The sequence below is a fragment of the Streptomyces sp. NPDC050388 genome (assembly GCF_040655635.1).
GTDB lineage: Bacteria > Actinomycetota > Actinomycetes > Streptomycetales > Streptomycetaceae > Streptomyces.
The window spans coordinates 22,137-34,564 of sequence record NZ_JBFAKH010000024.1 but is presented as its reverse complement, the minus strand read 5'-3'; the positions used below and the strand labels follow the sequence as shown (position 1 = coordinate 34,564).

Sequence of the window (12,428 nt, the reverse complement as noted above, 5' to 3'; positions counted from 1 at the left end):
AACCACGGTCAACAGCGGTGCGACCGGACCCGTGAAACAGCGTCAGCGCAGCGAATCGACGCAGGCCAGCGCCCATCTGGCCGCGCAGGCGCCGTCGCTTCCCGAGCTGAGAGCGCGAGTTCGATTCTCGTCACTCGCTCCACGCAGAAGGCCCAGGTCAGCGACCCGGGGGTTCTTTGTCGTCCAGACCGGTCGGCGGTGCGTGCACCACAACCGCACCATTGGCCCTCCGGTGGCTCCCCCTTGCGGTGCGCGTGGTCGCCGGTGTGGTGCTTCGCACGTTCGACCCGCACAAGGTCAACGAGCCAGGCGGCGGCCTCCCGTGGCCGGGCCTCGGCCTGATGGATCAGCGTTGCCTGCCCGGGGTCGTCCGGCCTCCCCCCGACCCGGCGGTGAGCGGCTCAGAGGCCGATCGCCCCGCCGGCCGTCATCCGGTGCCAGACCTCTTTCGCCCGCTGCCGCAGAGCGGGAACGAGTTCCAGGTTGTCCCCGCGTTCGGCACTCTGCAGGAGTTCGGTGATGACCACCAGCTCCGCGAAGCGCCCGCCCTCACTGTCGAGAACGGTGGAAAGTTCCCGGCGGACGCGCCCGGCGGTCTCCGGCACCGTGAGGCTGTAGGCGTGCAGGAGGGCTGCGTCATAGCCGGTCGGGGCGGTGCCCCAGCCTTCCCAGTCCAGGATGCCCAGTTCGGGACCGGCGAGGTTGGCCCAGTGCAGGTCACCGTGTGAGGTGGACCATGCGGGCGGAGTCGTGGGCACCCCGCGGCCGAGGAAAGCGAGGTACTTCGGCATGGCGCGATCCAGGTATGCCCGGCGTACGGCCGTCCGGTCGGTGCGAACCGCCGAGAGGCGGTCGAGGGCCTTACGGAGACCATCCCACCAGGCTGTTGTCAGGCGGGGCTGGGCAGCAAGTACCGGAGTGGACGAAAGAGTTCCGTCGGCGACAAGGTCATACAGCTCTGCTTTGTACGCCCCCTCCCCCTCTGTCCACTGCCGTACGAGACGCAGACGAGGGCGCGGCACCTGCCGGGGTACCAACTGCTCGGCATCCTCCGGACCCGTCCACAATTTGCCGCTCGCCTTGTCCACCGGGCTGTGGACGACGCGCAGCCATGCCGGCCCGTAGGGCCCGGTGACGGGTCGGCCCAGCGTGCGTCCCCTCCACCCCCACGCCTCCTGCGTGCCTCCGCCGGACGGCCGAGCGTCCAGGACCGCCCCGAGGAAGCCGCACGCCACGGTATGAGCCCTCCGCATGTGCGCGGCGACCTCGGGATCGTCAGGTTCCAAGGACATCGATGACCTTTCTCAGGCGATCGGGCGACAAGGGCTCGCAGGCCGCAGCACCCAGGGCGTCGGCCCAGTGTGCCGGTGTGCTCGACGACAGCAGGACACGCGACACCCCGGGAGCCGACAGGGCTACCAAGAGCGCGGCCTGCGCCGGAGAGGCGGCGGGGTCGATGACGCGCACCAGTTCCTCCGTCATCGCGCCGAGGAGCTCGCCGCCTCCGAGCGGGGCCGATGCGAAGACATCGAACCCCGCTTCACGTGCCTCCACCAGTGCTCCACGCCCGTCGAGTGCGTCCGCCACCACGGCGAGTCGAATGAGTGAGACCGGGAGCTGCACAGCTCGGAAGCGGTGGTGCAGCCCGCCCACGGTTTCCGCAAGTGCCGTGAGTTCAGGGATGGTGAACATGCCGCTCGACAGGCCCGCCCAGGTGGCGACGCCGTAACCGCCGATCTGGCCGGCGTCCGCCGCGCTCTCCAGTTCCTCGAATGCCTCGGTCAGCGTCCGCGACAGATCGACCCGGTCCGTCCGGCCGTGTTCCGGATTGTGGACGAAGACCAGGTCCGGGACGCGGCCGAGGCGGGCTCGACTGCGGGCGAGCTGCCAGGCGATGTAGGGGCGAGCCAGGCAGTGGCCTTGTTCACGGTCGTACGGCGGCATCCCGGCGTCCCGAGCGGCCTGCCGGTCGGAGTCGGGCACGAAGCCGACCTTGGTCGAGACACGTACCTGTGGACACGCGTCGAGGACCGGCCGCAGAGATGCCTCGGCCGTACCGGACGCGTAGTTCGGCGCCGTGTCGATCCATGCCACCCCGGCGTCCACGGCCGCAACCACCGACTGGGACACGTCACGGCACCGGTACGTCCCAGCCGCCAGTCGGGCGCTCATCCAGCCCTCCCCACGGCCGCGACCTCGCCGTCCACCAGTTCGCTCACGAGCAGCGCCACCTGCCCGACGCGCAGTCCGGCCGCTCGGGCGAGTGCGTCCAGGCGTGGTGGCCTCCGTCCACGAGGAGGGACAGCACGGGCGCGGCCTGCGGGGAGAAGGTCCATTCCTCTCCCCCTGCCCTCAGCACCGCGTGGCCCTCTCTGTCGCTGTGCAGCCGGGCGCGAGCGGTCACCAGGTGTACGACGACGGCGGGGTCGGGCGGTACGCCCTCGACGTACGGCAGGGAGGGCACGAGGCGGGCCCGGTCGGTGACGTCCCGCATGGTGAGGAAGCGGTCGAGCAGCGTCCCGTCCTCGAACTCCTTCATGACGAGGTCGCCGAGAGACCGCACGAAGTCCGCCTTCTCTTCCTCGGTCCCGAAGCGTGGCAGGTCGCTGCGCACGGTCGTTTCGCGGCGCAGGTCCTCGGAGAGCCACTGGAGGAGGTCGGCTCCGGTCGCCGTCTGCATGCCGCAGGTGAGGTGGAGGGAGTGGACGCCTTCGGAAGCGGCGACCGCGTGCCACCAACCGCGCGGCAGGTACAGCATGTCTCCTGCGTGCAGGACCAGTTCGACGAGCGGCTCGTTCGGCGGCGGTTCGGGGACGTCCGTGTCCCGGTGGAGCGGGGCTTGCCTCGTGGGACCGTGGATGCGCCACCGTTTGGCGCCGTCGAGCTGGAGGACGAGCACGTCGTGGTCGTCCCAGTGGACTCCGAAGCCTTCCTCGGGGGTCCAGGAGGCGTAGGCGTTGACCTGGATGCCGGTACGCAGATGTCGTTCCAGTTCCTGGGCGAGGTGGCCGACGCCCGGGTGCAACTCGTCGATCGCGTCCAGGACGAGGGTGGCGCCCTCGGCGAGGTGGCGGTGCAGTTCGGCGGGCTTGAGCCGGTGCCACACGGTGCTGCGACGGGTGGTGACCGGAACCGAGTAGGCGTGCTGGGGAAGCGCCTCGCCGCCCGCCGAGAGGCGCAGGCGGGGCGGTTCGAGCCGGTGGTGGGTGAGCAGGGCGTTCAGATCGTCCCAGCCGAGCAGGCCGCCGAAGCGACCCGGCTCGCCGGGGAAGTGGCGGTAGGTGCGGCCGTACACCTGGGCGAGGAAGTCCTCGCCCAGGTGCGCGACCACCGCGGGTACGTCGGTGGTCATCGGTTGCGGCCCTTCTCAGTCGTTGCCGTCGGAACGGCCGGTGGAACCGCCGTCCGAGGGCTGCTCGGCCCGCGAGCGGGCGGCGGCGATCCGGCGGCGGGCGACCAGCAGGCCGTGGTCCTCCGGACCACCGTTCGTGGTGACGTTCTGCTCGGGCATGGCTGTGTCTCCTTCGGTGTGGGCGGAAGCGAGCCGGTTGCCCGCTCCCTGGTCATGGCGTCTCCAGCCGCCCCACCAGGCGGTGGCGGCCCGGCCGGAGGCGCCTGTACCTGACTTCGGGACTCATGCATCCGAAGTCAGGTGGTCAGTGATCAGGTGGCAGTGACATGCGCACGGGAGCCGCTGAGCACGCCGCATCCCGGCTCGGCAACCGCCACCGGCTGCCGAGCACCCCCGAACGAAAGATCGCTTTCGCGTGCGGCGGGAGACGGGTGGGACGGCGAAGGCGAGCAACTGCCGACCTCGAACCAGACCGCCTTTCCGCCCGGGGTCGGCCGGACACCCCACCTCTGGGCAAGGCCGGCGACCAACAGCAGTCCGCGCCCGCTCTCCTCGTCCAGGTCGGCCGGCGCCCGCTGCGGGAGAAGGCAGCCTTCCGCGTCCTCGACTTCCAGGCGCACGCGGGTCCCGTCCCAGCTCATCGTGACCTGGCAGCCCTCCCCCGTGTGCACCACGGCGTTCGCGATCACCTCACCGGCCAGCAGCTCCAGCGTCTCGACCGTGTCCTCCGCGAGCGGCAAGTCCCAGGTACGGACGATCGCGACAACCCTGTGACGAGCGGAAGGCACGGAGCCGATGTCGGACGGGACACGGAAGGATGAGGACTTCGGAGCGGGTGTTCGGAACGTCATGGAGGGCGAACCTTCCTGGCGGTGTGCGTCGGGGTTCCACACAACCGCCCACGGCCGACAACGCCCAGAGCACAATGGACGCACCAATGCGGCATCCGTGCGTCACACCCGCACCTCACCTGGGGAAATCCCGCAGCCGCACATCCTCGGCAAGGCAGGCGAGACGGGGAGACAACGTCATGACGTACCACCGCAACGGCCTCGCAGCGCGCCGCCGAACCGTGGGCCTCACCCAAGAGGCCCTCGCCGAGCACATGCAGGTGGACCGCTCCACCATCACCCGCTGGGAATCAGGCCGCACCGCCCCGCAGCCCTGGATGCGTCCACGGCTGGCCCGCCTTCTGCGCGTCAATGCCGAGGGCCTCAATGACCTGCTGACCGCACGGTTACCAGGTGGCACGCAGGAACAGGACGCCCTCGATTACGTGATGCTTCATCCGGACCGCATCGATCTGCCCGCCGTCGCCACCCTTCGTACGCGCTTCGACGACTGCGCCGCTCGTTACGACCATGTGCCTTCGGCCGGCCTCATCGCAGAAGCAGCAGCACATCTCAACCGCATCGACCAGTTCGCCGCCGGCTCCGCCCGCGGACGCGTCCAGAGGGAACTCCACGCCCTGCACGCCGACGCGTGCACCCTCATGGGGCAGTTGGTCTGGGACGCCTCCCAGCGGCGCGACCACACCACCGCGAAGACGTACTACGAGCAGAGCGCCGACCTCGCCCGCCACCTACGGGACACCACTCTCGAAGCCCATGCCTTACTGCGCACCTGCTACGTCGCGCTGTACGGCGCACACGACGCGCAGGCAGGGCTCGCGCTCGCGGAGCAGGCAGCCGAAACCGCCGAGCGCACGAGCCCCGCCCTGACCGGACTGGCGCTCCTGCACGTCGCCGAGGCACACGCCATACTGCGGTCGACCTCGGACTGCGAACGCGCTCTCTCCCGCGCAGAACGCCACCTCGACCACGCGGACGGCAGCGACGCAGCCGCCGACCTGGTGTCGCCCACCCAGTTCGGCCGCCTCGCAGGCTCCTGCTACCTCTCCCTCGGAGACCACCGACGGGCCGAAACCCTGCTGGCCAGCACGGCGGAGAAGCTACGGGACAGGCGAAAGTCACGCGCGATCGTGCTGGGGAACCTTACGCTCGCCCGTATCCGTCAACGCGATGTCGAGGCGGGGGTGGCCAGCCTCACCGAGGCCATCGCCGAGCTGGAGACCACACGCGGAGGCGGCGGCATGAACATCGTCTTCGGAGCCGCCCGCGAACTGCGCCCCTGGCGACAGGAACCCCTCGTCGCAGAGGTCCACGACAGACTGCTCGGCCTGATGACGGCAGCGTAGGAGAGAAGGAGACACCGGTGGCAGCCAACTCCCTGGACCGCGCCAAGCAGGCGGTACGCACGCAGGTCTGGGACGCCCTGACCGCTGCGGACGCCGTCCACGACCCCTCCGTCCACGGCCGTATCCCCCACTTCAAGGGCGCCGAACAAGCCGCGGCCCGACTCGCGGCACTCCCGGCCTGGCAGCGCGCGAGCGTCGTCAAATCCGTACCGGACAAGGCCCAGCTCCCGGTCCGGGCGCGGGCCCTGGAGGAGGGCAAAACCGTCTACATGGCGGTCCCGAAGCTGGCCACCCCCAAGCCCTTCTACCTCCTCGACCCAGCCAACCTCACCGTCCCACCCGCCGAGGCCGCGGCCGGCCGCACCGCCGCCGCCATCGCCCCCACCGTCGAGGTCGACGCCCTCCGACCGCTGGACCTGATCATCCTCGGCAGCGTCGCCGTCCACCGCGACGGCGCCCGCATCGGCAAGGGCGCCGGCTACTCCGACATCGAGTTCGCCCTGCTCACCGAGGCCGGCCTGGTGACGCCGGAGACCCTTGTCGTCACCACCGTCCACGCCCTCCAGGTGACCGACACCCCGATCCCCACCACCGGGCACGACGTCGGCGTCGACCTGATCGTGACCCCCGACGAAACCATCACCTGCCCGAACCCCCACCGCCCGGCAGGAGTCGACTGGTCGGCCCTCACCGCAGAGAAGATCGCCGCAATCCCGGCACTCGCGGCTCGGCAGGGTGTCTGACCACCGAAGTGTCAAGCATCTCCCGGGACCGGACAGACGCCTGAATCCCACTGAACATCGTTCTGGGCCCCTTGGCCATCGTCTTCGGTGCCGTCGCCCGCCGCCAGGCGGCAGTCAGGAACGGCGCCGGAATGGCGAAGGCCGGCATCATCCTCGGCGTCGTCGACGTGGTCCTCTGGCTCGTGCTCCTGGCCGTCGCCACCAGCAACGGCGGATTCAGCTGGTACGTGGGCGGCTAGGTGTACTGACCCGCGGCGTTGTCGACGCGGCTGACGGGTGGGTGGCCGCCGAGGGCGGCGTGCCGGTCCGCGGAATGCGGGGAACCGGGCGATCCGCCCCATCAGGCCGCCGCCTCCCCGCATCTCGGGGAACCTCACGGCCCGTGGCGTCAGTCGGTCCCGGGGTGCTTGCCGGGCCCCTCGGCGCCGGGGGACAACGGAGTGGGTGACAGGGCGGTGTCCTCCTCACCGGGCTCCAGAAGGGTGTCGGCGGCGCCGACGATGAGGCGGTCGGGTGTGCCGACCGCTTCATCGTCCTTGCTGGCGTAGTCGATGCGCGACAGCAGACTGCGCATGGTCTCCAGCCGGGCGCGCCGCTTGTCGTTGCTCTTGACGACGGTCCAGGGGGCGTGGGCGGTGTCCGTGGCGCGGAACATGTCGACCTTCGCCTCGGTGTAGTCGTCCCAGAGGTCCAGCGACGCCAGGTCGGTGGGCGAGAGCTTCCACTGGCGCACCGGGTCGACCTGCCGGATCGCGAAGCGCGTGCGCTGCTCGGAGCGGGACACGGAGAACCAGAACTTCACCAGCAGGATGCCGTCGTCGACCAGCATCCGCTCGAAGGCCGGGCACTGGTCGAGGAACAGCTCGTACTCGTCCTTGGAGCAATATCCCATCACGCGTTCCACGCCGGCCCGGTTGTACCAGGAGCGGTCGAAGAAGACGATCTCCCCGGCCGTCGGCAGGTGCGCGACGTACCGCTGGAAGTACCACTGGCCCGTCTCGCGCTCGGTGGGTTTGTCGAGGGCGACCACGCGTGCGCCACGCGGGTTGAGCCGCTCGGTGAGCCGTTGGATCGTGCCGCCCTTGCCCGCCGCGTCACGCCCCTCGCACACGACGACCAGGCGTGCGCCGGTGTCCTTGACCCACCGCTGGAGCTTGAGCAGCTCGATCTGCAGGATGCGCTTGGTCCGCTCGTACTCCTTGCGGCTCACCTTGCGGTCGTACGGATGGTTCTCCCGCCATGTCCGGAGGGGACGCCCGTCCGCGTCCAGCACGATCGGCTGCTCCCGCCGACTGGCATCCACAGTCAGCCCGTCCAGCAGCCTGTCCCCGTCTTCGGCGTCTTCGACGTCTTCGGCGTTCATCACCTGGCTCCCCGCTCGGTTCGCGCAGCCGGTCAGAAGGGCATGCGGCCGCGGAAGCGGCGGCCTGCCGAACTGCTGCGGCTCACCGCACGCGAACCGGTGTGGAAGGGCTTGCTGAAGAGCCGGCCCAGGATGCCGGGCGCCTTGCCGCCGACCCGCGCCCCGGCACCGAGCGTACGTTGCGTGCCGCGTTCGGGACGGCGGGAGAGACGGGGAACGAGGAAGGCCAGGACGGCCAGGACCACACACACGGCGATGACGGCGACGACTACCATGCTCGGCTCCCTTCGCTGGTGGACGGACATACAGATGCCCCGTCCCGCCCCGCACATGTGAGCAGCGAAGGCTCCGGACCGGGGAACCGCTGCGCGCTCCCCGGCTGCGCCGCCCGAGTCAGCTCTCGGTCCCGGCGGGTTCCTCGCCGGGACGGTCGACGACCGCGTCGACGACCGTGCTCGGCAGGTGCAGGAGATCCTCACCCGGCTCGGTGTCGAGGTCCTGGGGATCAGTTCTCCGCCACGCTGAACCATTCGGTGCCGCCGACCAGGTGCTCGTAGACGGGCCGGCCCTGGCTGCCGCTGGTGCGGAACGGTTTTCCGTGGTCGTCGATCCGTGTGGTTCCCTGACGGCCGCCGCTGGACCACTGCAGCTCCACGTACCAGTTCACATCGTGGGTCCGGGCACGGGCGGTGATGTACAGCACCTCGGGATCGGACCGGCTGACCTTGTAGGGGAAACCGCGCTGGCCGGCCTTCGGCACGACGACGGGGTGACCGGCGTCGAGGTCCGTGTCGAACGACCTCGTCTCCACGCCTCCGCCGCAGCCCGACGACCCCAAGTACGCGTTCCAGGCCGGGGGCGCGCCCGAGCTGACCACGCGGACGTGCAGGGACTCGATGACGACGGTTTCGTCCCCGGTGCCCTGGACGGTCAGCGCCACCCGCTGCCGGTCGGCGGCGACGGCGCCGTGCGCCTTCACCCAGCCCGGCACGTCCTGCCCCATCACCGGCGGCGAGACTTCGTCGGCGGGCCGGTCGATCAGGTACTTCCCCTCGCACTGCGGGTCGTCCCAGGCATAGGTGCGGGTGCTCACCGTGAGCGGGACCTCGTCGCTGTCCTGGGCACGGCCCGTGTCGGTGCTGCGTGCCGACGGTTCGGTGTCGGGCGTTCCGGGGACCGGGTCCGGGGCCGGGGAGCGGCCGGGGTGCGCGGAGGGGGACGTGGGCCCCGCCGGGCGCGGCGTGGTGGCGGAGGAGGCCGGTTCCTCGGAGGAGGTCACGGTGTCGGCCGGCCGGCCGTTCTCCGCCGGCTCCGTCCCCCCGTCCTTCAGGCCGATCGTGAGCGCGGTGGACACGGCGACGACGACGGCGGTGCCCGCCGCGATCAGGGCCCACCGCCTGCGGGCGGTCCAAAGGGGCGCCGGAGTGCGGCGAGTCGGGGCAGCCGCCTTTGGCGCCGGTTCGGTGGCGGACTCGGAAGGGCCCCCGGGATCGCTCATGGAAGTGGGCGCGGTTGCGGGTGGGGGTACGGGCGCGGGCGGGGTGCCCGGCACGACCTCCGGCCGGGGTCGGTCCCCCGTGCGTGCCTGCGCGGAGTGGAGCTCCGGGCCCGGGCCGGGCGCGGGCGCTCCGGACCGGTCCGTGGAGCCCGGCTCCGTGTCCGCCGTGGCCCGCCGGGCGCGTTCCCGTGCCGCGTCCGCCAGGACCCAGCGCCGGTGTAACTCGACCCGTTCCTCGGGAGTCGCCCGGCACACCTGGGCGAAGCGGGAGACGGCCGCGTTGTCGGCCGGCACGCTTTCCCCCTTGCAGTACCGGTGCAGCGTCGAGGTACTCATGTGCGCCCGCTTCGCCAGGGCCTCGTAACTCAGTCCGGATCGCTGTTTCAACTCGCGCAGCAGCGCCGCGAAATCAGCGATCTCCTCAGCCGCCCCCACCGGTCCCCCATTCCGTTCGGCATCCCACGAAGGTCACGTTTCCCCAGGTCAGAGCCGGTCACGCATCCCAGCGTCCCAAAACTCCCGATGGAATGGCGAAGGGGACGCCGTATGGCACAGCCTTGGGCCATCCAAGCACGGCGCTTCGCCGGACACGGTGATCCGCCCCGCTCAATTCCCCTTTCACGGGCCGCCCTTCCGGCGTGCCCACCCGCACTCCCGCCACACGGCACGGCCAGGACAAAACCGGTCGGCCGGTCAGCCGACCGACACGGTTCACCACCAAAAAATCATCTTCCTGATGTTCAGAGAAAGCAGTCCACTCATGCGTATCGCCACTCGTTTCGCCTCTCGCACGACCGCCTCCATGGTCGTCGCCGCCACCCTCGCGCTCGTCGGCTTCCAGACCGCCGGGCAAGCGGCCTCCGCCGCCACGGCGAAGGCCTCCTCGGCCGTCACCTGCACCACGGCGAACACCAAGCTGACCGTCACCGAGGCGCCCCGCCCGATCAACCACCTGCTGCTCAAGGCCACCAACACCGGCACCAAGCCCTGCTACGCCTACAGCGCCCCCTACCTGAGGGCCGGCACCGACGCCCAGGCCCCGCTGCCGTGGGCTCGGGAGACCACGCCGCAGTCCGTGGTGGTGCTCGAGCCCGGTCAGTCCGCTTACGCGGGCATCACGACGTTCTCCCCCGACGGCGAAGGGGGCAGCACCGCGAAGACCCTGGGCGTGTTCCTCGCCGACAAGAAGGGCAACGCGACCGACCAGGAGAAGACCCTGAAGCTGCCGAACGGCGGTGTCTTCTTCAACAGCGCCGCCACCGTCACCTACTGGCAGGACAACGCGGCGGACGCCCTCTCCTGGTAGCCGCCCTGACGTCCCACGACACAACCGCCGTCCGGCCTCACCGCCGGGCGGCGCAGGTCGGCACGAGGAGGGGGCGCCCCCGGCCGGCCCTCACATCCTCGTGAACGGCAATCCGGCCTCGGCCGTCAGCGGCGCACCTCAGCCGGGTCCCGTGGGCGAACCGACTGCCACCCGCGGCACCCCCGTCGACAAGGAGCGCGCAGCTGGCGACCCGGTGCGACACGGTTCAGATCGGTTCCGGTTGCGGTTCCGGTCGTCGCGCCGGTGCGGCCCCCGGTTCCCACGCCGCGGTGGTCCGTACGTAGCCGTGGATCACGGAGGTCATCGCCAGCACGAGCAGGGGCCCGGACACCCACGGGTGCTCGGCCATCTCCAACGGCAGGAAGCGGTAGGACAGCAACAGCGCGGCGAAGACCGCCGCTCCGTGAGCGACCAGCCGGATCCCCGATCGGTCCCAGCCGCGGTCGAACGACCGCAGAGCCGCCTCGACCGTGAGCACGAACACCACGCCGGCGATGAGGTCCACGCCGTAGTGGTAGCCGAAGCCCAGCGTCGCGGCGAGCGTGGCGATCAGCCAGAACGTTCCCGCGTACCGCAGGACGCGCGGGCCCTTCCGGGTGTGGATGAAGAGCGCGGCAGCCCACGCCGTGTGCAGGCTGGGCATGCAGTTCCGCGGGGTGATCCCGTCGAACGGCATGGGGTGCGGGGTGTCGATCGGCGGCGGCGTCCGCGGCCACAGGTCGGCCACCGCCCAGTGCTCGCTGGACGGAATGTCCGGCGCCCACAGGCTGACCGCCGCCCAGTGATCGGTGCCGGCGCCGTAGGCGAAGAGCGGTCCGACCACCGGGAAGACCATGTAGAAGGCCGGCCCGAGGAGTCCGATCACCAGGAAGGTGCGCACCAGGTGATGGCCCGGGAAGCGGCGCTCGACCGCCACGCCGCGCAGTTGGTACAGCGCGACGACGACCGCGGCCACCGCGAGCTGACCGTAGACGATGTCGAGGAGGTTGAAGCCGATGGGGCCGGTGGCGGTGACGATCCGGCCCACCAGCCACGACGGATCGCCCAGCGCGTGATCGGCTGTCGCCACGTACTGGTCGAGCACCGTCGGGCGGGTCTTCGAGGTGATGAGCAGCCAGGTGTCGCCGGTCTTGCGGCCGGCCACCAGCAGCAGGCCCAGCCCGACGCCCTTCAGCAGCAGGACGCGTTCCCGGCCGGTGCGGCGAGTGACCGCGACGACCGCGTGGCCCAGGATCACCCACAGCGCGCCGTTGCCGAAGGGGTGGCCGCCGGTCGTCCCGGCGTCCGTCGCCCACCGGACCAGCCAGAAGGCGACGTCGATGCCGATCGCCGCACCCACCGCGACAAACCGCTGCCGCCAGGTGAGGACCACCGTCATCAACGCCATGGCGGCGTACAGCAAGCCGCCCGACTTGGGGGCGAACACCAGCTCCCGCACCTGGCCGGCGATCGGCCCCGGCAGGCCGTGGCGACGCGCGGTGAACTCCATCAGGACGAGGAGTCCGAGGGCCGCGACACCCGCCACGGCCCAGAGTCTCGCCCGTGGTCGACGCATCGCAGAGAACGCGGTTCTCTGGTCTATTCGCGAAAAGTCCCGTGGTGGCATGTGTCTCACTTCTGGCTTCTTTGTCAGACGTTGATCATGTCAGGGCAAGTTTCGCTTGTTCCTTTCCGGCCGGAACCGCTTTCCCTCCACGAAGAGCCGCCCGTCGAAGCAAGACGGAAAGAGCACAGCCCGGGTTGCGACGGGTCCGTCGCCGTCGCGGGCGACGCCCGTGGAAACCCGCGGTGCAAGAGTGGTGACGGTGATGTCACCGACGGCGTGGGCGGCCGTCACGTCCTTGAGCGGGACGAGTTGGCCGTGTCGTCACGAGTGGTCATCGGGGTCCCCCACGCGAGCGAAGCCGAGCGCGGAGGAGGTCGACGAGCCGACCCGGCAGTTCCTGCA

The 12,428-nt window shown here is 70.6% G+C and carries 12 protein-coding genes and 1 pseudogene; 4 read left to right on the top strand and 9 right to left on the bottom strand.

Annotated features, from left to right (window positions below):
• Nucleotides 1-401: 401 nt before the first annotated feature.
• From AB0I73_RS16165 to AB0I73_RS16145, 5 genes and pseudogenes are all read right to left on the bottom strand, one after another.
• Nucleotides 402-1,253 carry a phosphotransferase gene (locus AB0I73_RS16165; RefSeq protein WP_363037884.1) on the bottom strand — a complete coding sequence of 284 codons (852 nt, stop codon included), beginning with the start codon at nt 1,251-1,253 and terminating at the stop codon, nt 402-404.
• A gap of 22 nt (nt 1,254-1,275) precedes the next feature.
• Nucleotides 1,276-2,172 carry an aldo/keto reductase gene (locus tag AB0I73_RS16160; RefSeq protein ID WP_363037763.1) on the bottom strand — a complete coding sequence of 299 codons (897 nt, stop codon included), beginning with the start codon at nt 2,170-2,172 and terminating at the stop codon, nt 1,276-1,278.
• Nucleotides 2,169-3,352, bottom strand: a pseudogene (locus AB0I73_RS16155) (cupin domain-containing protein). Before AB0I73_RS16155 ends, AB0I73_RS16160 begins: the two are co-directional and overlap by 4 nt.
• 15 nt (nt 3,353-3,367) lie before the next feature.
• Nucleotides 3,368-3,511, bottom strand: coding sequence for a hypothetical protein (locus AB0I73_RS16150; RefSeq protein ID WP_363037761.1), 144 nt, complete (start codon nt 3,509-3,511; stop codon nt 3,368-3,370).
• Between the two features lie 152 nt (nt 3,512-3,663).
• Entirely contained in the window at nt 3,664-4,203 is a 540-nt protein-coding gene (locus AB0I73_RS16145; RefSeq protein ID WP_363037759.1) for an ATP-binding protein, read from the bottom strand.
• 179 nt (nt 4,204-4,382) lie between these two features.
• Here AB0I73_RS16145 and AB0I73_RS16140 point away from each other — a divergent pair, with 179 nt between their 5' ends.
• Genes AB0I73_RS16140 through AB0I73_RS16130 form a run of 3 tightly spaced genes read left to right on the top strand, consistent with a single transcriptional unit; the run spans nt 4,383 to nt 6,531 of the window.
• Nucleotides 4,383-5,549, top strand: a complete 1,167-nt coding sequence (locus AB0I73_RS16140; RefSeq protein ID WP_363037757.1) for a helix-turn-helix transcriptional regulator — start codon at nt 4,383-4,385, stop codon at nt 5,547-5,549.
• Between the two features lie 17 nt (nt 5,550-5,566).
• Nucleotides 5,567-6,292, top strand: a complete 726-nt coding sequence (locus AB0I73_RS16135; protein ID WP_363037755.1) for a 5-formyltetrahydrofolate cyclo-ligase — start codon at nt 5,567-5,569, stop codon at nt 6,290-6,292.
• 44 nt (nt 6,293-6,336) lie between these two features.
• A complete protein-coding gene (locus tag AB0I73_RS16130) occupies nt 6,337-6,531 on the top strand; it encodes a DUF4190 domain-containing protein (RefSeq protein WP_363037882.1) in 195 nt (64 codons plus the stop codon).
• Nucleotides 6,532-6,680: 149 nt separating this feature from the next.
• On the opposite strand, the gene ppk2 is transcribed toward AB0I73_RS16130, so the two are convergent.
• The 3 genes from ppk2 to AB0I73_RS16115 form a co-directional block, all read right to left on the bottom strand.
• Nucleotides 6,681-7,655 carry a polyphosphate kinase 2 gene (gene ppk2, locus AB0I73_RS16125; RefSeq protein WP_363037753.1) on the bottom strand — a complete coding sequence of 325 codons (975 nt, stop codon included), beginning with the start codon at nt 7,653-7,655 and terminating at the stop codon, nt 6,681-6,683.
• A 32-nt stretch (nt 7,656-7,687) separates the two neighbouring features.
• A complete protein-coding gene (locus AB0I73_RS16120; protein WP_363037751.1) occupies nt 7,688-7,930 on the bottom strand; it encodes a DUF6411 family protein in 243 nt (80 codons plus the stop codon).
• A 230-nt stretch (nt 7,931-8,160) separates the two neighbouring features.
• Complete coding sequence (locus AB0I73_RS16115) at nt 8,161-9,588, bottom strand: helix-turn-helix domain-containing protein (RefSeq protein WP_363037749.1); 1,428 nt, start codon at nt 9,586-9,588, stop codon at nt 8,161-8,163.
• Nucleotides 9,589-9,913: 325 nt separating this feature from the next.
• Here AB0I73_RS16115 and AB0I73_RS16110 point away from each other — a divergent pair, with 325 nt between their 5' ends.
• Nucleotides 9,914-10,459, top strand: a complete 546-nt coding sequence (locus tag AB0I73_RS16110) for a DUF4232 domain-containing protein (RefSeq protein ID WP_181383395.1) — start codon at nt 9,914-9,916, stop codon at nt 10,457-10,459.
• Nucleotides 10,460-10,685: 226 nt separating this feature from the next.
• Here AB0I73_RS16110 and AB0I73_RS16105 read toward each other — a convergent pair whose 3' ends face one another.
• Nucleotides 10,686-12,035, bottom strand: coding sequence for a phosphatase PAP2 family protein (locus tag AB0I73_RS16105; RefSeq protein ID WP_363037747.1), 1,350 nt, complete (start codon nt 12,033-12,035; stop codon nt 10,686-10,688).
• Nucleotides 12,036-12,428 lie beyond the last annotated feature (393 nt).

Excerpts from the sequence above, each read along its gene's own strand:
- AB0I73_RS16165 (WP_363037884.1), bottom strand. The coding sequence starts at position 1,253 with ATGCGGAGGGCTCATACCGTGGCGTGCGGCTTCCTCGGGGCGGTCCTG.
- AB0I73_RS16160 (WP_363037763.1), bottom strand. The coding sequence starts at position 2,172 with ATGAGCGCCCGACTGGCGGCTGGGACGTACCGGTGCCGTGACGTGTCC.
- AB0I73_RS16150 (WP_363037761.1), bottom strand. The coding sequence starts at position 3,511 with ATGCCCGAGCAGAACGTCACCACGAACGGTGGTCCGGAGGACCACGGC.
- AB0I73_RS16145 (WP_363037759.1), bottom strand. The coding sequence starts at position 4,203 with ATGACGTTCCGAACACCCGCTCCGAAGTCCTCATCCTTCCGTGTCCCG.
- AB0I73_RS16140 (WP_363037757.1), top strand. The coding sequence starts at position 4,383 with ATGACGTACCACCGCAACGGCCTCGCAGCGCGCCGCCGAACCGTGGGC.
- ppk2 (WP_363037753.1), bottom strand. The coding sequence starts at position 7,655 with ATGAACGCCGAAGACGTCGAAGACGCCGAAGACGGGGACAGGCTGCTG.
- AB0I73_RS16120 (WP_363037751.1), bottom strand. The coding sequence starts at position 7,930 with ATGGTAGTCGTCGCCGTCATCGCCGTGTGTGTGGTCCTGGCCGTCCTG.
- AB0I73_RS16110 (WP_181383395.1), top strand. The coding sequence starts at position 9,914 with ATGCGTATCGCCACTCGTTTCGCCTCTCGCACGACCGCCTCCATGGTC.
- AB0I73_RS16105 (WP_363037747.1), bottom strand. The coding sequence starts at position 12,035 with ATGCGTCGACCACGGGCGAGACTCTGGGCCGTGGCGGGTGTCGCGGCC.